Source organism: Paenibacillus sp. GCM10027630 (assembly GCF_042676305.1).
GTDB lineage: Bacteria > Bacillota > Bacilli > Paenibacillales > NBRC-103111 > Paenibacillus_S.
On record NZ_JBHTGY010000031.1, the window covers coordinates 16,729 to 34,540 of the forward strand.

14 protein-coding genes are annotated in these 17,812 nt (G+C 44.2%); 11 read left to right on the forward strand and 3 right to left on the reverse strand.

The annotated features are described in order from the left end of the window. Positions 1–565: 565 nt before the first annotated feature. Positions 566–1,837, reverse strand: coding sequence for a uracil permease (gene uraA, locus ACFQ0C_RS13820; protein WP_258218249.1), 1,272 nt, complete (start codon positions 1,835–1,837; stop codon positions 566–568). A gap of 268 nt (positions 1,838–2,105) precedes the next feature. On the opposite strand from uraA, the gene ACFQ0C_RS13825 reads away from it, so the two are divergent. The 4 genes from ACFQ0C_RS13825 to ACFQ0C_RS13840 all read left to right on the forward strand — a co-directional run bounded on the left by ACFQ0C_RS13825 (position 2,106) and on the right by ACFQ0C_RS13840 (position 6,276). Next, positions 2,106–2,882, forward strand: a complete 777-nt coding sequence (locus ACFQ0C_RS13825) for a YheC/YheD family protein (protein WP_379367671.1) — start codon at positions 2,106–2,108, stop codon at positions 2,880–2,882. 89 nt (positions 2,883–2,971) lie between these two features. Then, positions 2,972–3,799: a DUF6492 family protein gene (locus ACFQ0C_RS13830; protein ID WP_379367673.1), complete on the forward strand. Its 828-nt coding sequence runs from the start codon at positions 2,972–2,974 to the stop codon at positions 3,797–3,799. Beyond that, the gene (locus ACFQ0C_RS13835; protein WP_379367675.1) at positions 3,796–4,926 is read left to right on the forward strand and encodes a glycosyltransferase family 4 protein; all 1,131 of its coding nucleotides are present in this window, start codon (positions 3,796–3,798) and stop codon (positions 4,924–4,926) included. The genes ACFQ0C_RS13830 and ACFQ0C_RS13835 overlap by 4 nt, the downstream gene beginning before the upstream one ends. Positions 4,927–4,962: 36 nt before the next feature. Then, complete coding sequence (locus ACFQ0C_RS13840; protein WP_379367678.1) at positions 4,963–6,276, forward strand: sugar phosphate nucleotidyltransferase; 1,314 nt, start codon at positions 4,963–4,965, stop codon at positions 6,274–6,276. A gap of 86 nt (positions 6,277–6,362) precedes the next feature. Here ACFQ0C_RS13840 and rbsK read toward each other — a convergent pair whose 3' ends face one another. After that, complete coding sequence (rbsK, locus tag ACFQ0C_RS13845; RefSeq protein WP_379367680.1) at positions 6,363–7,271, reverse strand: ribokinase; 909 nt, start codon at positions 7,269–7,271, stop codon at positions 6,363–6,365. Between the two features lie 214 nt (positions 7,272–7,485). Next, positions 7,486–8,334, reverse strand: coding sequence for a helix-turn-helix domain-containing protein (locus tag ACFQ0C_RS13850; RefSeq protein ID WP_379367682.1), 849 nt, complete (start codon positions 8,332–8,334; stop codon positions 7,486–7,488). A 157-nt stretch (positions 8,335–8,491) separates the two neighbouring features. Here ACFQ0C_RS13850 and ACFQ0C_RS13855 point away from each other — a divergent pair, with 157 nt between their 5' ends. The 7 genes from ACFQ0C_RS13855 (at position 8,492) to ACFQ0C_RS13885 (ending at position 17,801) form a co-directional block, all read left to right on the forward strand. Then, complete coding sequence (locus ACFQ0C_RS13855) at positions 8,492–9,301, forward strand: phytanoyl-CoA dioxygenase family protein (RefSeq protein ID WP_379367684.1); 810 nt, start codon at positions 8,492–8,494, stop codon at positions 9,299–9,301. A 259-nt stretch (positions 9,302–9,560) separates the two neighbouring features. Beyond that, positions 9,561–11,354: a sensor histidine kinase gene (locus tag ACFQ0C_RS13860; protein ID WP_379367686.1), complete on the forward strand. Its 1,794-nt coding sequence runs from the start codon at positions 9,561–9,563 to the stop codon at positions 11,352–11,354. Further along, positions 11,347–12,969 (forward strand): response regulator, encoded by a 1,623-nt coding sequence (locus ACFQ0C_RS13865; RefSeq protein ID WP_379367688.1) that lies wholly within the window; start codon positions 11,347–11,349, stop codon positions 12,967–12,969. The genes ACFQ0C_RS13860 and ACFQ0C_RS13865 overlap by 8 nt, the downstream gene beginning before the upstream one ends. A gap of 85 nt (positions 12,970–13,054) precedes the next feature. Continuing rightward, on the forward strand, positions 13,055–13,945 hold the full coding sequence (locus ACFQ0C_RS13870; RefSeq protein WP_379367690.1) for a carbohydrate ABC transporter permease: 891 nt from the start codon (positions 13,055–13,057) through the stop codon (positions 13,943–13,945). Between the two features lie 15 nt (positions 13,946–13,960). Then, positions 13,961–14,848 carry a carbohydrate ABC transporter permease gene (locus ACFQ0C_RS13875; RefSeq protein ID WP_379367692.1) on the forward strand — a complete coding sequence of 296 codons (888 nt, stop codon included), beginning with the start codon at positions 13,961–13,963 and terminating at the stop codon, positions 14,846–14,848. 73 nt (positions 14,849–14,921) lie between these two features. Next, a complete protein-coding gene (locus tag ACFQ0C_RS13880) occupies positions 14,922–16,301 on the forward strand; it encodes an ABC transporter substrate-binding protein (protein WP_379367694.1) in 1,380 nt (459 codons plus the stop codon). A gap of 48 nt (positions 16,302–16,349) precedes the next feature. Further along, a complete protein-coding gene (locus ACFQ0C_RS13885) occupies positions 16,350–17,801 on the forward strand; it encodes a fibronectin type III domain-containing protein (protein WP_379367696.1) in 1,452 nt (483 codons plus the stop codon). Positions 17,802–17,812 lie beyond the last annotated feature (11 nt).

Here is a 17,812-nt window from a genome sequence, read left to right on the forward strand (position 1 = left end):
GAATGTTGTTTAACAAGGAAAAACATTTAATAGAATCCGTATAAAAAAGCAGCGCCCGACGGAGATCTCAAGATCTCTGTGGGGCGCTCTTTATATTAGCCAGAAAGTTTAAGTTCATAACAGCACCAAAGTACGAAGCCGGGGTATCTTTCTAAGCGGATAACATCCAGGAATGCTTGAGTCTTTATGCATTCAATGGTCCGATGAGTTTATTTTATACTCTTCGGACAACGGGAAGGCGTAGCTATGTCGCTAAAAGAACTTAAACGGAATTGAAAGTTCCGTTATTTAATCTGCCGCCTCCAATTGAAGGCGATAGCGGAAGTCGGAATTCCGCTATGTGGGGTTGATGATGAATAAAATGCACAAAAACGAGAGATAACGGAACAAGGCCTTCCGTTATCTCTCTGTTTGTTGCGCTTTCCATGCCATAGCGGAATAATTACTTCCGCTAGCTAACAGTTTGACTCATTCATTATGGGTAGCAATAGCCACTGTAAAGAAAGCACTTGCCGGGGTATTGAAGTGCCGCCGCTGTTTGGGTGCGGAGTATTTTGCCTAACGATTAATCATTATTGGCAAGCTTAAGGATTTCAAGCAGCTTGAAAAATAAGCTCAGTATAATGGCGGAGATGGTAGCCAGAGCCATCCCTTTCAATTCGAAGTGTCCTAACTTCAACGCCGCGCCGCTAAGGCCGATTACAAGAACTACAGTTGTCAGAATAAGGTTGACCGGCTTGGAATAATCCACTTTGGTTTCTACAAGCATCCGGATACCGGAGGCAGCGATTACGCCAAATAGCAGCAAGGAAACGCCGCCCATGACAGGGGTCGGAATAGTTTGAATCAGCGCAGATATTTTGCCGACAAAGGATAGCACGATCGCAAGGATCGCTGCTCCCCCAATAACCCATACGGAATATACTCGGCTAATGGCCATGACGCCAATATTTTCACCGTAGGTAGTATTTGGAGTTGAGCCGACCAATGAAGATAGCATTGTGGAAATACCATTTCCCATTAAGGATCTGCTGAGTCCAGGGTCTTTGGATAAGTCCTTTCCTACCATATTTCCCGTTACGATCAAATGACCTATATGCTCCGCAATTACGACGAGAGCGGCAGGAGCGATTATGAGAATGCTCACCCAGTCAAAGGTAGGGCTGTAGAAAGTCGGAAGCTTAAACCATTCTGCAGTCGCCAAAGTTTCTCTAATATGCACCAAGCCTAATGAAGCAGCAATTATGTAACCAACAATGATGGATACCAAAATCGGAATGACCTTCAACAGCCCTCGAAATACAACGGAGCCGACAACACCAACGAGCAATGTAATGATAGATACCGTTATAACGGTAGGATCCGGCGCCCAGCCAGCTGGAGCATCGCTAGGAGCGATAAAGCCAGCCATACCGGCAGCCGTAGGCACCAGCTCTAAGCCTATGACGGATACTATCGCTCCCATGGCGGCTGGCGGAAACACAACATCAATCCAACGTGTTCCAACAGCCCGGATCAATAACGCAACGATTGTAAATATCAATCCCACAATGAGAAATCCGCCTAATGCCGCACTATAGCCTTTTGAGCCCAGAACGATGAATACCGGAGAGAGGAAGGCGAAGCTTGACCCTAAGAAGGCGGGGATTTTCCCTTTTGTCATAAAAATGTAAAGCAATGTACCGATCCCGTTCATTAACAGGATGGTGGCTGGATCGACCTTAAATAATATAGGTACCAGCACGGTGGAGCCAAACATAGCGAATAAATGCTGCAAACTAAGCGGAATGCTTTCCCCAATTGAGGGGCGTTCATCAACCTGAATAATGCGAGACACGATGGATCCTCCTTAGATCTTAGGCTTTAGCCTTCTTTGTAAGCAATAACTGAGTTTTGATTAGAAAACCTGCCCCATAATTATGGCTTCTAATTAACTTGCCGTACGATATTTTACCATAAAATCCATTTAAGAAAAGAAGAAAATATTAATATTTCGGAATAATCTCCGATTGTAGGTGTTCATCCATACCGATTCCATACGTTTTGGAATAAAGTATGTTGATTATTAATGAATTTAAAATCTACTGTAGAAGGGTGAAAAAGCAGTGCAGAAAAAGAAGGCCATTCGAACCCTGACTAGTAAATGGACTAAAACGCTAGCGCTTTTAAAAAGCAATAAGCTTCGTAGTCATGTGCCCGAAACAAGGCTGTTTAATAAATCCAGTGTTCTTTCTTTGCTAAAGAAGTATCAGATGGTTTATGTGAAGCCTGTTAATGGTTCATTCGGGCAAGGTGTCATAAGGGTGGAACAGCAGCATACTACGACCGGAAGGAAATACCGGTATCAACATGGGACAACATCCCGGAGCTTTGACAATTATGATGCCATGTATTCCTCACTCTCGAAATCAAAATTGAAACGCAGCTACTTAGTCCAAAAAGGCATACACTTAATTAAATATAATAACCGGGTATTTGACATACGAATTATGGTCCAAAAAAACAGGGAAAGGAAATGGGAAGCAAGCGGTTATATCGGTCGAGTTGCCCATCCTAAAAAGATAGTCACCAATTTCCATAATAGTGGAAAGCCATTACCGCTGGAGACTTTGCTTGAACGTTTTGTACAAGGTGAGCAGAAGCAAAAGTATATAAGTGATCTGAAAAGACTGGGTTATCAAATTGCCGTACATCTAAACAAGCATTACCCCGGCTTTAGAGAAGTTGGAGTCGATATAGGCGTCGATAAAGAGTTGAAGCCTTGGATTCTTGAAGTGAACACGGCCCCAGACCCTTTTATATTCAATCAGTTAAAGGATAAACGGATGTTTAACCAAGTAATTCATTATGCAAGAGTAAATGGAAGGTTTCGCAAAAAGTAAGCTCTTATCCGATGGAACAGCCAGAGCCCATTCCTTTTCGCCTACAACAGCATATCATAAACCAAACTTTGCTAAGTGGAGATGAAGCTATGTCCTCTAATGGAACAAAATCAATAAGCAGCAAGACCACAATAGATATTCTGATCCCGGCGATAGAGAAGGATTTAGGAACACTTCCCTATGTTATTGATGCTGTAAGAAAAAATGTTAAACATCCGATCGGGGACTTCATGATTGTTGCTCCAAGAAAGAAAAGAATAATTGATTTATGCATAAAAAAAGGATGTAAATTTATCGATGAAAATACAGTGCTCCCTATTACAAAATCGAATATCCATTATCGCTCCAAAAGATGGGATCGCTCAGGCTGGCTGTTTCAGCAGTTGTTGAAGCTGGGTGGTGATTCCTTGTGCAAATCCAATTACTATTTGGTTATTGACGCTGATACGGTGTTAATTCGCCCGCATGTATTTAAATCCGGTAAGAAAACAGTATTTTATTGCCGGAATTGGAGCCAGCCTGAATATTTTGCAACCTATAAAAAGCTGTTAAAAAGAAAGGCGCCATCACCGACATCTTTTGTTACCCATTATATGTTGTTTGAGAAAGCGAAGGTTGCCAAGCTTAAGAGGGATATTGAATCGAAGCATCCTAATCGAAGCTGGTATTCGGCTATCATACACAGTATTAACAAGTCGAAGCAATTTGGCTTTTCGGAGTTTGAAACGTATGCTAATTATGTGTACTCCAAAAACCCGGGAGCACTTCTCTTAAAGAAAGCAAGGAACAAAAGCTTAAATATGAACGTTACACAAATCTCCAAATCAAGGATAAACCAGTTAGCCCAAAAGTATAGATCGATCTCCTTCCACAAACGTAAAGGGTATGTAATCAGAGCAAAGGCGGGAGGGCGTTGACAAATTACAAGGTTGTCTGGAAAGGTCCTGTAGAAAGAGCAAGCGGTCTGGGCATAGCCAGCAGAGAATATGTAAATGCGCTAAAACGGCAGGGAGTCGATGTTACAGTTGGAGCTGCCCGTAATAGATTGTCCAATGATGGAAGCAACAGGAAGCGTAAAATATTAATCTATCATCATTCGCCTAATACGATTAACATGAGCAAGGAAAGAAAAGCTTACGATCGCATCATCTTGAATACGGTTTGGGAAACGACAAAGATTCCTAGACGTTGGTTATCCAATATGAATAAATTCGATGCTGTGTGCGTTCCCTCGGTTCAAAACAAACATGCTATGAGAAATAGCGGCGTAAGGGTTCCCATATTCATAGTACCGCATGGAGTTCATTCCCAATCGTATAATCCCGGCAATAAGAAGCTATCTATACCTGAGGCAAAAGGAAAATTTATTTTTGTATCTGTATTTGGCTTCCAGCACCGCAAAAATCCCGAAGCTTTATTAAGAGCTTACTGGGAAGCTTTTTCCGCTAGCGATAATGTACTTTTGGTAATAAAAACGAACGGATACGCCGCCTATGAGAATGAAGCATGGATTAAGAATAGAATAAAAAATTACAAAAGCAGACTTGGTATTCGTAAGGCTACGGCACCGGTGAAGGTCATCGCACGGCATGTTAGCTCCAAGCAGCTCAGAGGCATCTATACACTTGGTGATGCATTTGTTCTACCTACACGAGGAGAAGGCGTTGGATTACCGTTTCTTGAATCGTTATCCAGCGGAGTTCCGGTTATTGCAACCGACTGGGGCGGACACAAAGATTTTCTAACTCACAGAAATTCATTCCTAGTCTCGTATAAGCTGAGGAATCCTGCAAGCAGCATGAACAGCAGGCATTCCATATCTCGCCAATTTCGCGGCTTGTTTGCTGAGAAGGGGCAGCAGTGGGCGGAAGTGAATAGGAGCAGTTTAAAAAAACAGATGAGGACCGCTTATCAGAACCCTCATCTATGCAAGCAGAAAGGACGGCAAGGCAGACAAGATGCGCTAAAGCTAACTTGGAATCGGGCAGGTTATGCCTTAAAGCAGGCTGTAGAAAAGGTCATTCAGTCGAAAAAGGGCTTGTAGAGGTTGCTCGAAAATCCATGGAAGGAGGAAAAAATCTTGCGAATCGTTCTCCTGTCAGGCGGTTCCGGAAAAAGACTTTGGCCTCTGTCTAACGAGATAAGATCAAAAGCATTTCTTAAACTGTTAAGCTCAGAGGACGGCGGAAAGGAATCGATGATACAGAGAGTTTGCAGACAATTGGATTCGGTGGGTCTGCTGCAACATACGTCTGTTGTTACACATAGTAGCCAATTTGAAATTACGCAAAACCATATCGGTGACATGATCCCGATTATATGTGAGCCATATAAACGAGGGACATTTACGGCCATTGCTCTAGCCGCTGAATATTTTCATTCCAAGCTGAATGTTGACCCAAATGAAACGATATGTGTACTGCCTGTAGATGTGTTTGTGGAAACGGCTTTCTTCCAGCTGCTCTACAAATTAAATGATGCTCTAGCTAGTTCCCAAGCTGATCTTGCCCTTATTGGAACGGTTCCCGGACATCCCTCTGACCAGTTTGGCTACATCGTTCCTCATGTAAAGAGTGACACCTTTTACAACTCTATCGCTCAGTTCGCAGAAAAGCCCGATGAGGCGATGGCGATTCACCTAATTAATCAACAAGCGCTGTGGAATTGCGGTGTATTTGCGTTTTCTTTAAATTTCATGCTTTCCTATTTGAAAAATAAAGGACTGCCCATAGATTATGATCAATTGCTTGGAAGCTATGAAAACCTTCCTGAAGCAAGCTTTGATAAAGAAGTCGTAGAAAAAACAGCACATTCCGTCGTAATTCCCTATGAGGGAGCCTGGAAGGATCTAGGCAGCTGGGATACATTAACCAATCATCTGGAAAATACAGTTATAGGCGTAGGTGAGCTATGTAATAACTCAATAAATACACATCTGGTTAATGAGCTGCCTACTCCCATTCATATCATTGATGTACCGAATGTAATCGTAGCTGCAAGCCCGGACGGTATTCTTGTGGCCAGCAAAAAAAAGTCGAGCCAAATTAAACAAAGGCTCAGTAATGATTGGGTCAGCAGTATGTATGAGGAAAAAAGCTGGGGCACTATACGGGTATTAGACTATTCGAAATCAGGTAAGGAAATAGAATGTGTAACGAAAAAAATGGAGCTGTACCCGGGTAAAGCAATAGGCAGTCATAAACATATGAGCAGGAAAGAAGTCTGGACGGTTATCTCCGGTTCGGGTGAATTTATGTTGGATGATAAGGTAGATCCGATTCAAACCGGAGCTGTACTGCAAATTCCATGTGGAGTTAGCCATGGTGTGCGAGCTATAACCGCTCTTGAAATTATTAAAGTCCAGATTAGTACACACAAAGAGGCTGCCAACTAGTAGATTTTTCTACTTGCTTGGGAGCCTCTTTTTCCAATAATTATGTATTAAGCAGCATTAAATTGGCAGCAAACTAAGGTTATCCCTTAAGCACCCGTTACCTCCAGTAGTGTGGGCATGCCGTCCTGAGCTCCGAACTTGGTGACCGATAAGGAAGCGGCTTTCACTGCAGAACGAATGGAGGATTCCAGGGATTGCTGAGAAGCGAGTCCGCAGCATAACGCTGCATTGAAGGCATCTCCTGCACCTGTTGTGTCTGCAACCTGAACCCGAATGGCAGGAATAGTCATTAGTTTATCGTCTTCCAGATAGGAGACTCCCTTTTCCCCTCTTGTGACTATCAAGGTTTGCCGGTGCAGCTTCTCCCAGTTCCGCATCCCTTCGGCAAGCTCTTCTTCATTGGCATACGTTCTTTCGGAGAGCAGCTCGAATTCGGTTTCATTTGGCGTCAAAATATTGACTAGTTCATGGATTTCATTGGGAAGGATTTTGGCAGGAGCGGGATTCAATACGGTTCGCACCCCATTGGAGTGTGCAATTTCCAAAGCTAGCTTGACTGCCGCTGTCGGTATTTCCAGCTGCAGAAGCAATATATCAGCATTACGGATTACGGATTCATGCTCAGCAACAAGCTGTTCATTCGTGTGCGCGTTAGCTCCGGGGACTACTACAATACAGTTATCCTCGGCTGTATGTAAGATAGTGGCGGTTCCTGTAGGTACCTGCTCTATGACAGAAATATGTTCAGTTTTCACACCATATTGCGTTAATTGCTGAATAATCTGGTTGCCGAACACATCGTCTCCAACGGAACCGATCATAGTTGCAACAGCCTCCAGCTTGGCGCAGCCCACGGCTTGATTGGCCCCTTTGCCTCCAGGTAAATAACGAATATGTTGTCCTTCGATAGTCTCTCCGACTCGGGGCATTCTCTCTGTAGTAACGACCAGATCCATGTTCAAGCTGCCAACAATGACAATATGAGGATGACTCATAGCAATCCCTCGTTTCTCTAATTTGGTTAGTCAATTTGGTTCAACTCATTTAACTTGGTATATCTTATCATAACTCTTGGTTACGATAAACTCGATTTTATTACTATGGCATGTTTGGTGTAACACGCTTGGACAAGCAAGAACTAAGTAACGAATATCAGATTTGCAGATCTTTAGAGGTTATCTTTTTCTGAGAGCTGTTAATGGGTTAGCCTTATTTAGGATTGTCGAAGTTTTTTCTACGGTATGCTGTCGGGCTTATGCCAAAAAAGGATGAAAATTGCTTGGAAAAATAAAGCGGATCTCGAAATCCAACGTTATCGGAAACTTCAGCTACCGATAGCGTAGTGTGAGCCAGAAGGCGTGAAGCATGCCGCAGCCTTATTTTGAGCAACGTTTCAATAATGGAATCACCTGTTGCTGCCTTGAATAAATGGGCAAACCTTGAAGGGGAAAGCAGTACTCTGGAGGCCAGTCTCTCAACTGTATGCGTCTGCTGCATATTGTTGTTTAAATACTCCAAGGTGTTCAAAACTCGGGGGTCCAGGGTGCTGCGGTGAAACTGGGAATTGTACCTCGCGAGATGAAGCAAAAGCTCTTCCATTGCATTTTGTGCCAATCGCTCCTGGATGTTATCGGGCTCGATACAGTTGCGGATAACCCGCTGGAAGGCGGCAACCACCCTCCGGTGAACGTCATTTTTCGATATGTGCAGATGGAGCAGACCATCATCCAGTCGTGGCAAGTGGAGCAAGTCTGTCCAGGTCGGATTCGGAACAAAATGCGCCCACATAAAATGCCAAATCTCGTTCTCGGCTGTCCGGTAATCATGGGGAGTTCCAGGAGAAAGTATAAGTATGTCCCCGGGAGAGCAGCTATGCTTACGGTTATTGATGCTATAAATACCACTGCCCGAAAGTGTGTAAGTAATCAGCCAATCACGTGTACCGTTGGGCCGGTAAGTGTAATATCCGTATGGGGACCGGAAGGTACTGGCCAGCAATATGCCTGGAACCGGGCTTTCCGTTATTTTCGCAGCAGAATCATCCATATTTATGACCATTCCGAACATTCCTCCTCTACTGTATAAAGCTTATAATGACAATAGGAAATATGCAATATGACAGATTAGCAATAAGCAGGATTGTAGGTATCTGCATGATTGGCTACAGGTGCTAAGAGAAGGAAAATTCATTTTATTAGGATGAGGTGAGGTTCGGATGTCATATGAATTAGCTGTGCTAACAACAGAGCAGAAACAGAAGTTTGAAACAGAAGGTTATTTAATTGTGAATGGATTATTTTCCGAAGAAGAGCTGGAAGAGATCATGGTAACTTTTGAGCAAATAAGCGGGCAAACGATTCCAGGCCACTTTGAGCCGGATAGGAGTCCGGATACAACGGATGTGCTAAAGCGTTATCCCCGGGTCATGCAGCCACATCGGTTTAATGAGACAGCTCTTAAATATATGCTTCATGAGCCTGTTCTCCAAGTCCTTCATGATTTATTCGAGGAGAGCCCGCTGGGCGCTCAAACGATGTTTTATTACAAACCACCCGGTTCTCGCGGACAGGCGCTGCATCAGGATAACTTTTATTTGAAGGTGGAACCGGGGAACTGTATAGCGGCTTGGATGGCGGTTGATCCGGCTGATGAAGAAAATGGCGGGCTGCTTGTCGTCCCTAGAACAAGTGAGCACGAAATTGTTTGTCCAGAGCTGGCGGATGACAACGAATCCTTCACCAAGCATTTGGTTAAAGTGCCGCAAGGCAAACAAATCGTTCCTGCTATTATGAAGAAGGGCGACGTTTTGTTCTTTAACGGCAATTTGATCCATGGCTCCTACCGTAACAAATCGAAGGATCGCTTTCGTCGGGCATTTATTTGTCACTATGCCGGCGAGTCGACAACCCGGATAGCTAATTTCTACAGCCCGCTGTTTCGTGCAGACGGCACCAGGGTTGATGCGGAGGCGAATCCGGACGGCGGTCCCTGCGGTGTTGAATTTGATAGTCTTTACCCGCATTGAGTGTGGGGTTCGGGCGGGTCTTGGTTTTTATTTTCCAAGTAAGTAAGACCAGGGTAGAGTTTAAGAATGTTAAGCCAAGCTTCCAAAGATACTAATGGAGGGTTGGCTTTTTTGCCCAATTGGTTCTCAATAACATCACTAGATTGACAAGATAGCCATATGAATATAGACTTTGTGTAAACGATTACATATTGATAATTGAGATACTGCGATGCATTCTGTCAATTGTTTTGAATACTTACGAGCGGGAGTGATGCCCATGCAGTCTTTGATATCGGTACTAGGCAATATGAGATTAAGACCAAAGCTAATTGTATCCTTTGCCTTACTTATTGTATTATCCGCTTTAAGCATTGGAGTGGTTTCTTATGTCATTCTAAAAAGATCCATAGTCAATGAAGTGGGACAATCCATTCAAGAAGTGCTACAGCAAACGCTGCAAAATATTGATTACAAGCTTAAAGATATTGACGATCTTTATGTGAAAATGATTATGAACAAAGAGCTGCAAAGTATTATGGACGCAAAGAACGCAGAATTGAAGCCAAATGAGAAATCCGCCTATATAAACTTGTTTTACGAAACCGTTTATCCAAGTATATTTGGCGGCCGCTCGGAGCAGTTGTTGTCCGTTAGTATTTACGGAGAGAATGGAATGAATCTGACTTATAATACGGATATGCATGCATTAAACCGAACTAAGGACGATATACAGGCTACTTCCATTTATCGGCAAGCAGATGTGGCTAAGGGAAAACCGTTATGGTTGTTTGCAGAACAGGACATCTTTAACACAGAGGCGCAGCCGCCCAAGGTTATATCCAATGTGAGAAAAGCGTTGGCCCTCCTATCGTTCAAGGACTGGGGCCTGGTGGTTCTTAATGTCCGTGAAAGCTATATTTTCGACAGCTATAAGAATAATTTGAGAAATTTGCAAGCTGTCACGTTTATGGTTGATGACAAAGGCTACATTATTTCTCATGCCAATAAGGGACTTATCTCCACGAAAGCGGATGATCTTCTTACGGAGAAGCTGTCGCAAGCCCTTCATGGCAGTTCATTATTCCGGGTCGATGGAAAGGAGTATTCACTCCATTTCGTGACATCGGAATACACGGGGTGGAAGCTTGTAACGATAGTGCCGCAATCGGCGATTAATAAAAATATCGATCTCGCTAAAAATACGATTGTCATTATCGTAGCTATTACCATTGCAGCAGCTCTCATTCTTTCCGTTGCAATCTCATCGGGAATCACTCGTCCGCTCTTGAAGCTTCTGCGGCACATTAAAAGAGTAAGAGACGGGAATATGGATACAAAAGTTAATCTTGGCACACAGGAAGAATTCGGCGAATTATCGGAAAGCTTCAATGAAATGACCGTGGAGCTCAAAAATCTCATTTCCAAGGTTAGGGAGGACGAGAAACGAATCAGAACGGCAGAGCTTAGGGCCTTGCAATCGCAAATTAATCCTCACATGCTATACAACACATTGGACTCTATTTATTGGATGACTATCACGAAGGAGTACGAAGAAATTGGGGAAATGACAACGGCGCTGGCACAATTTTTCCGATTAATTCTAAACAAGGGCAATGAGCTGACTACGATTTCCAAAGAGGTGGAGACTGTTGAGCATTATCTTCGTATTCAAAAGCTGCAATTTAAAGATAAGTTTGATTACAAAATTGAAGTAGATGCTGATATACAGAGCGAATCGTGTATAAAGCTGCTCTTACAGCCGCTTGTAGAAAATGCGATTCTGCATGGAATTAAGCCTCTTAGACATAAACGGGGTTTCATTAGGATCAAGGGGAGAAGGGAAGGGAATGTCATGGTTTTAGAGGTTGTCGATAACGGCGTCGGTATGGATGACGTTCAAATTGAGGCGCTGCTAGAGCAGCCGCTTCATGATGACGGCGGTTATGGAGCTTATAATGTGAACGAACGCATTGGGCTGGCTTACGGAACGGAGTACGGAATCCAATATGAAAGTGACCCGCATCGGGGTACTACAGTTCGGGTTCTACTGCCTGGAGGTCAAAATGTATAAATTAATTTTGGTCGATGACTCTGAACGAGTGAGACGAGGGCTCCAATTGAGCCTTGATTGGCCTAGCCATGAAATCGAGATCATAGGTGAGGCCGAGGATGGCGAAGCAGCAATGGAGCTCATTTTGGAAGGGAAGCCGGATTTGATCATATCTGATGTCCTTATGCCCCACATGAATGGGCTGGAGCTGACAGAGAATGCCCTGCGAATCGTACCGCATGCTAAGATTATTCTGCTGAGCGGCTACGATCATTTTGATTATGTTCAGACTGCTATCCGCAACGGAGCTTTTGATTATCTTCTGAAGCCGACGAAGGTGGAGGAATTGCTGAACGTAATCAATAAGGCAAAGCAGAGCATTGAACAGGAATTGGGCCTGCTGAAGGGTGTTGAGGATTTAAAAAGGCAGCTTTATCAAAGCATACCTGTGATGAAGGAAAGATACTTGCGTTATTTGCTCACCGGGCGAATGACGCTGCAGGAAATCCATGACAGCTGCGATTATTTGCAACTTTCCATTGGAGGGAATCATTATTCATGTTTGGTGCTGGAGATAGATGAACCAGCTACGGTGACAGAGCGCAACCGCTTGAACGAAAAGCAGCTTTTATTATTTGCTTTTAAAAATATAGCGGAAGAGCTATTCAGAGAGCTATTTTACGCGGAGATCATTGAAAATGTAGATAACCAGCTCGTTATGATCGTAAGCGGCAAGGAACTGCAGTCTGTAAAACGTTATGTCGAGAGCGTTCAGGCCTTGGTTAAGAAGATGAAGTATTATATTACCTACTACTACAAGGTGCCTGTTTACATCGGTATTGGTGGTGTTTATGAAACATCAGATTGGATATCGAAGTCTTACAAGGAAGCCATGGAGGCGATGGAATATCGCATCTATTCGAGGGAAGAGGGAGTCATCTTCTACAGCGACGTTGGGTATACGCGCACTCAGGAGCACATAATCTATCCGTATGATTTAGAAAAAAAGCTGTGTCTAGCATTGAAAATCGGCGATAAAGAGGGGGCTTGCTCCTATGCTCGGCAGTTTCTACAGGCGATCATCGGCGATTATCCTCCTAACCCTGAGCAGCTGCGTAATATATGCCTCCAGTTGGTGTACACGCTGCTGCGTATGTTAATGGAATGGAACATCTCGGACGGTAAAGTGATGGACTTTGCCGCATTGGATGAGCAGCTCAAGAAATGGAAAACAATTGAGCATCTCGAAACCTGGCTGATCCAATATGTGACGGGATTAACCAACATAATTGAGGAGAAGATGCTGCAGCGCAACGTGTCGATTATACAAAAAGCGGTAACATTTATGGAGCAGCATTATAACAGAGACATCTCATTGCAGGAAGTGGCAGATGCGGTGTATTTAACGCCGAACTATTTTGCCAATTTATTTAAAGAAAGAACAGGGGAAACGATGCTGAACTTTTTGTCGGACATCCGGATTAGCAAAGCCAAAGAACTATTGAAGCAACCGGATATAAAAATATACGAAGTCTCTGAGCGGGTCGGTTATACGGATGCAAAGTATTTCGGCCAGGTTTTCAAAAAAATAGTCGGTTTAACGCCCGTAGAGTACAAGAAAGCTGTAAGTTCTTAAGATCGCAATCCGATCATAAGAATTTCACCTACTACCGACCCAATGATGCCCGCATAATGGGAATTAGGGAAAGGGGGTGAATGGAATGATCCTGATGAAATCAATGCTATCAAATAAGCAAGTAATCGGCTATTTGTTTCTTTTACCGTTAATTATTGGGGTTCTGGTATTTTCGTTGTACCCGATCGGTGAGGCGTTCCGCATCAGTCTGTATCATCATAACGGAGTGAGAGGTGTATGGGCCGGTTTTAGCAATTATGAATTTATTTTAAGCGATACCTCATTCTGGAAGGCTCTTCGAAATACGATCATAATGGGCGTGATGGGACTTGGTATCGGGCTGCCGTTAAGCTTTATTGTCGCCTCACTGATTAACAGCATAGTCAGGCCAGGTATGAGCGTGTTATTTAAAGCAATTTATTTTTTACCGAATGTGACTTCGACGATTGCGGCATCCATCGTATTTTTGCTGCTGTTTTATCCAACAGAGAAAGGGATAGCCAACACGGTATTGAACCTGTTCGGATTGAAACCGCTTGGTTGGATGTCTGATCCGAACTATGCCAAAATAAGCGTGATCCTGATGGATACGTGGCATGGAGTGGGCTACTCAGTGCTGATCTGGCTGGCCGGCCTGCAGTCGATTTCGCGCGATTTGTACGAGGCTGCGGAAGTGGATGGAGCCCGTAAGCTGCAGCAATGGCTGTATATCACGATTCCCGGAATGAAACCCGTCATCTTTTTTATGGTGGTTATGGGTACCATTAACGCTTTCAAAAGGTTCGGAGAGGTCTATGTGATCGGAGGCCCTGATGGCAATCCGGGCGGTTCTTTGTTTACGCTCATGCTGTATGTGTACCGTTACGGTTTTTATACTTATGATTTCGGTAAAGCTGCCGCCGCTTCGTACGTTATTTTCATCATTATTTTGCTGTTTACTCTCTTAAACTTCAAGGCGTTTAAGAATAAAGACTAACCGGAGTTGAAGCGTATGTCAGAGATTACTACCATATCACAGGTCAAAATAAGCATTCAGTCGAGAAGAAAATCTGATTTTGTTCGAAATACGTTCGTTATGGCTTTATTGCTAGCAGGTGGAATTCTCATCATCGTACCTTTTATAGTCATGCTCTCGATCAGCTTGGATAAGGATGCAGTGTTTGAATTTCCGTTCCCGTTCAAGCTGGTACCGGACAATATTGGTTTTGATAACTTTATAATGGCTATCGCCAATACGAAAATGCTGCAGCTGTATTTGAATACGTTTATGGTAGCTGGCGGGGTCATTGTCATTAATACATTTTCCGCATTATTGGCGGGATACGCTCTATCCAAGCTAAATGTTAAGGGAGGGAAAATCATTTTATTGATGGTGCTGGCCACGTTAATGATTCCGGGCGAGGCAACGCTCATTCCCTTGTTTATGCTGTTTAAGCAGTTGCAGCTTCTTAATTCATATTGGGCTTTCTATTTACCGGCCATCTCCTATGTATTTGGAACGTTTCTGGCTAAGCAATTTATGGATGGGGTTCCGGCTGAGTTAAGAGAAGCCGCGATTATCGATGGCGCAAACGAATTCCAATGCTTTTCCAAAATTTATTTCGTTTTAAGCATGCCTATTGTTGCTACATTAATCATTCTGACGTTCTTGAGTGTGTGGAACAGCTTCCTGTTTCCGCTAATCATCCTGAACGATCCTGCGAAGTATACGATTCAACTCGGCATTGCGATGCTGAAATCACGTACGGCAAGCGGGGAAGCACCTCCGGGAATGAATATGGCAGCTACGGTTATGTCCGTCATTCCGGTGCTGATCGTTTATTTATTTTTCCAGAGGTACATTATTCAAAGCATCGCCTATTCAGGAATCAAGCAATAAATAAGCTTTTAATTATAAGGATTATGCTTACGATGCAAGTTTTTCTCACGAAGACCCAAAGGAGGTCAAGAAAATGAAGCAATCTAAAATAAAGCTTTTGTTGAGCGTAACCATTTGTACGGTCCTGCTGTTTTTGACAGCATGTGGGGGAGGGAAAGAGGGAACTCAAAATAGTGCTAACGATGGAAGCGCATCCAAAGAACTTTCCGGTGTTGTGAAGGTAGCTGTATTCAGTTTCCCTGTAGATGATGGGATTAACCCTGCAACGGGTAAACCGGCTAAAGGTATCAAGGCGTTATTCGAGCCTTTTCTCGCCAAGCATCCCAAATTAACTATCGAATATAGCGAGGTCCCTACGGATGACAGGAAAGCGAAATGGCAAGCCCTGCTGCTTAGCAACAGTGTTGACGTTGTATTTTTGGATGCGTCCATAGATTTTTACAACCAAGGCTTCTTGATGCCGCTTGACGATTATTTGGTACGGGATAACTGGAAGCAAAACTTCGTGGAAGCGCTGTGGACGGACAAGGAGCGTTTGACCAATGAAGGCGACGGCAAAGTGATGGCGATGCCGGGTGGAATACTGACGAATACGATCGTTTATGACAAACAAATCTTTGACGATTTCGGAGTACAGCCATTAAGTGAAAAGCCTACAGCGGAAGAGCTGATTGAGAAAGGCAAGAAGCTGACAGGTATTAATCCGAAAACCGGAAAGCAATCGTTCGGGCTGTTTTATGATCCAAGAAAAACAAGCCACATGATGCTTGATTATTTCTCCGGCGGTCAGGGCGTACAGTTTGGGACTATTGATTGGAAAAATTTTGGAAATAGTAAACTGAATTTCAATACTCCTGAGATTAAGAAGAGTCTTCAAACGTTAATCGACATTAATCCTTACTTACCACCGGGTTATGAAATCGGCCGTGGCTTTGAGAATTGGGGCAAAGCTGATAATAACGTCGCTATTTGCCTATGGTGCGGCAATATGGATGAGGTACTAAAAAATAAACTGGAAAAACGGTATGTAATGACCAAGGGGATTCGCGACAAGAACGACAAAACCTCCTTCGGCACAGCCCGTGTCACGGCAATGGCGAAGCAAAGCAAAAATCCGGAGGCGGCTTGGCAGGTACTGAAATACATGACAGGCCCGGAGGGGCAGAAATTCATGTATGACAACTATAAGGAACTGCCTTCCTGGAAGGGCGCCGATTGGGTGAAGAAAGAAGAGGATCCTTATGCAGAGCAACTATTGGCCGTTGTGAAGGACACGAAAAATGTGCTGTTCCCGCCAATTATGTTCTCAACCATTCGTCCATGGATGGGTGATATTATTTCAAGGGCGATTCACGGACAGAAGTACAATCTCGATACGGAGCTAGCGCAAACCCAGGACAAAGTAAATAAATGGGTGGAAGAACAAAAGGCGATTGATGCTGCAAAAAAATAAATAATGAACGCAGCCTGAAGTGCTGCAATCTATAGTCAGGAGAACTGAATGAACACGAAACCATGGGGCATCAAGGATCAAAATGAGCTGTTTACCACGGCATTAGGCGTACATGAGCCAGGCAGGGAACTGCATATCACCCGGCTGGCACCCGGTGACGGCTGCGTTCAAATCGACTGGTTGTACGCAGGGGATGTTGCTGCATCCAGTCTGGAGTACAGAGTTGAGTACAACGAAAGGAACAGCAGTGAAAAAAGCGTTCTCGTTGTGGAAGGCCCAAAAGGCTCCTTTGCGTTAACCTCCCTCGAAAACGGCTGCGATTATGAAATTCGGTTAACCGCAGTTGAGCGCGGAACTGAGCGAATCGCCGCTGATAGCCCAATAAGATTGACAAGGCCGGGGATCGTCCCCGGCTCGGTGATCAATTACATCCATCCAGATGATTATACGTATAATTTCTCAGGCCGGTCTCCTGCCAGCCCCTCAATTGTCCGGCTCCCCGATGGGCGGCTTCTGGCTTCTCATGATGTGTTCTGGGGATTAGGAGGACAAAACCTGAGTGTTATTTTCCGTTCGGAGGATGAGGGGAACACATGGCGGTTCGTAACCTATCTGTATCCGTGCTTCTGGGGCAAATTATTCGTTCACCGCGGGCGCTTGTTCATGATAGCCACCAGCACCGAATATGGAGAGCTGATGATCGGCGGTTCAGATGACGGGGGTGAGACATGGAGCTCCCCACGTACCATTCTGCCGGGCGGATCCCGTGAGAACGGCGGTCCGCATAAGGCTCCCATGCCGGTAATCGTTCATAACGGGCGCATTTGGACTGCCGTAGAGCATGGCTCCTGGACATTACGCGGCCATAAAGCCGGCGTGGTATCCGCACCGGAGGATGCGGATTTGCTTGATCCCGCCAGTTGGACGGCATCGCCGTTCATTCCCTATGACAGCAGCTGGCCTGGAACCGTTCAAGGCGGAGACGCTCCGGGGGTGTTGGAAGGAAATGTAGTGATCACGCCGGAAGGCGGGCTTGTGAACGTATTAAGATATAATACGAAGGGCGGAACGCCCGATTACGGCAGAGCCATTATGCTAAACGTAGATAAGGAGAATCCCGGGGCGTCGCTTTCGTTCCGTCAAGTCATCCGATTTGAAGGAAATATGTCCAAATTCACGATTCAATTCGATCCTGAGAGTAAGCGCTATTGGTCGCTCGTGAATCGTGTTACTTCATCGAATATTCATCAGCGAAACATACTTACATTAGTCGCTTCGGATAATTTGGAGGAATGGACCACTATTCGGGATATTCTGGACTATGAGCATAACGAGTGGACAGAGGATAATACGAAGGTAGGATTCCAGTACGTGGATTGGTTTTTTGACGGAGATGTTATTTTAGTGGCTTCCAGAACCGCCATTAATGGGGCTTACAACTATCATAATGCGAATTATATGACCTTCCATAGAATAGAAGCGTTTCGGAAATCCTGTTAATGGAAATAAAG